This is a genomic window from Paraburkholderia sp. GAS448, assembly GCF_050435685.1.
Lineage (GTDB): Bacteria > Pseudomonadota > Gammaproteobacteria > Burkholderiales > Burkholderiaceae > Paraburkholderia.
Genome location: NZ_JBNDKT010000133.1, coordinates 1 through 1,817, shown reverse-complemented (window position 1 = coordinate 1,817; position 1,817 = coordinate 1). Strand labels below are relative to the sequence as shown.

1 protein-coding gene is annotated in these 1,817 nt (G+C 62.8%); it reads right to left on the bottom strand.

Going from position 1 to position 1,817, the window contains the following annotated elements:
• Window positions 1-48: 48 nt before the first annotated feature.
• The gene (locus P3T23_RS47580; protein WP_429322935.1) at window positions 49-1,659 is read right to left on the bottom strand and encodes a hypothetical protein; all 1,611 of its coding nucleotides are present in this window, start codon (window positions 1,657-1,659) and stop codon (window positions 49-51) included.
• Window positions 1,660-1,817: the final 158 nt, after the last annotated feature.

The window sequence follows — 1,817 nt, the reverse complement described above, 5'->3', positions numbered from 1 at the left end:
CTAGATTCCTTGACTGAAATGATTTCATAGCAATTGCGACAGGTTTTTCTACGCAGCAATTTTCGCTTCGTCGCACCATGCGTTGACGGCCTGTTCGGCGGAGCGGAAGCTGCGCTGCAATGACGCTGGTGAGGCCGCAGGTGCCTGGGGGCTGACCAATGCGAGGCCGGGCCGCAAGATGCGTGAGTACACGCGTGTATAGAACAGGGCCGTCTGCAACCCCAGGTCCGTGAGCTGATAACGGTGGGTCCTGGGGACTCGCTGGATCAGGCCATGCAGGCGCAGGCGTCGCAGCTCGTAGCTCATGCGCCCCGGCGTGATGTCGCCTGGATGCAGCCCCAGCAGCACGGCGTAGGCTTGCCGCAGGTCTTGATTGGTAAAGCCGCGTGCGACGAAGACGAACATCACCAGCGCATGCAGCAGAGCCTGGACGTTCGGGTCGGCAAAGCGCAGCGCCGGTGCGCGCTGTCCGTAAACGTGGCGCGGACGCTGCAGGTCCTGGAACGCGTCTTCGCCCAATGCGCAGTCGTGGCTGATCTGTTCGATCTCGAGCATGCGCCGGTTGGCGGCAAAGCCAATGCTGCGCAACTCGGGCAAGTTGCGCAGCAGTCGTCCCACGCCGAAGTCGCGGGTGTCGTTGATGGTGGTCTCGGTACGTAGCGCCTGGCCCTCCTTGTGGTACTGCTTGATGCGTGAACGCTTGTAGTCCACATGCAGCGAAGGGGTGACCCTTTCGGTAATCACCCGGGTGCGAAAGCGCCCCGGGGTGCGCCGGTTGACCCGGCGATCGAAGATCAGTTGCACCTGGCCCGGGCGTCCGATGTCCAGGTTCTCGCGGATGACCTGCTCGAAGAAGATGCGGCCCGTCACGGGTCGATCGAGTACCTGGGTCAGCGCGAACTCGGCTTGCAGGATCGACAGCGCGTAGCGGTAGCCCGCAGCTCGATCGTGACGCTCGAACGGATGCGGCAGTCGTGCCAGCCACTTGCGCAGCAGCCGATCAATCTTGCGCTCATCGAGCCCATCGCAGATTCGTTGCAGCGCCTTGGGGTCGTCGCACGAGAGGATGCCGTTGTCGAGCGCCTCGAAGGCGATGCCGCGCTTGCGCAACTGGCACTTGGCGTACTCGTTGCCGTTGATGCACAGCCTGGCGTTGTACGGAAAGTAGGAACAGAACTTCAGGAAGAACGGGCCGAAGTCGCTGTCGACGCAGTAGAAGTAGTAGTGGTTCACCATCGCGCTGCCATCGACCACCCAGGGATAGCTCATGCCGGTGCGTGCACAGTGGCGCCGCTCGGTGCGCACCACGCGCGCCTTCTCCTGGGCGCGGCCGACATAGAGAACCCCTTCGTCGGCGTCGAACTGCTGCAGATACTGCAAGGTGATGTCGTCCTTGCGCTGGTGCTTGCCAAAGCTCACCAGATCCACACCTTGCCCGGCGACAAACTTCTCGATGCTTGCCACGAAGGCGGCAGTCTTGGGCGCCACCGTCGCGGTCGAGGCAAAGCGCTGACCGAGATGGCCGCGCAGGTACCACACCACGCCACCTACGCGCTGCAGCTGCGGCACATACACGTTCAGGTACATCCGGTCGATGCACTCGCTTTCGAGCACGACGTGGTCCCGTAGCACATCGCACACACTCTGTGATAGCGTCATGTCTGGCTCCGGTCGTCCACGGGGTCTTCGGACCCCATTGAGCTTCGAGCTCGTACATCTCTGGGCTTGTCCCAGCCGGCTCGACCGGAGCCACCCTACACCTCCAGCGCCACCCAGTCACCCATACCACTCGTCGGTCTGAGGCGGAGCCTCGTTAG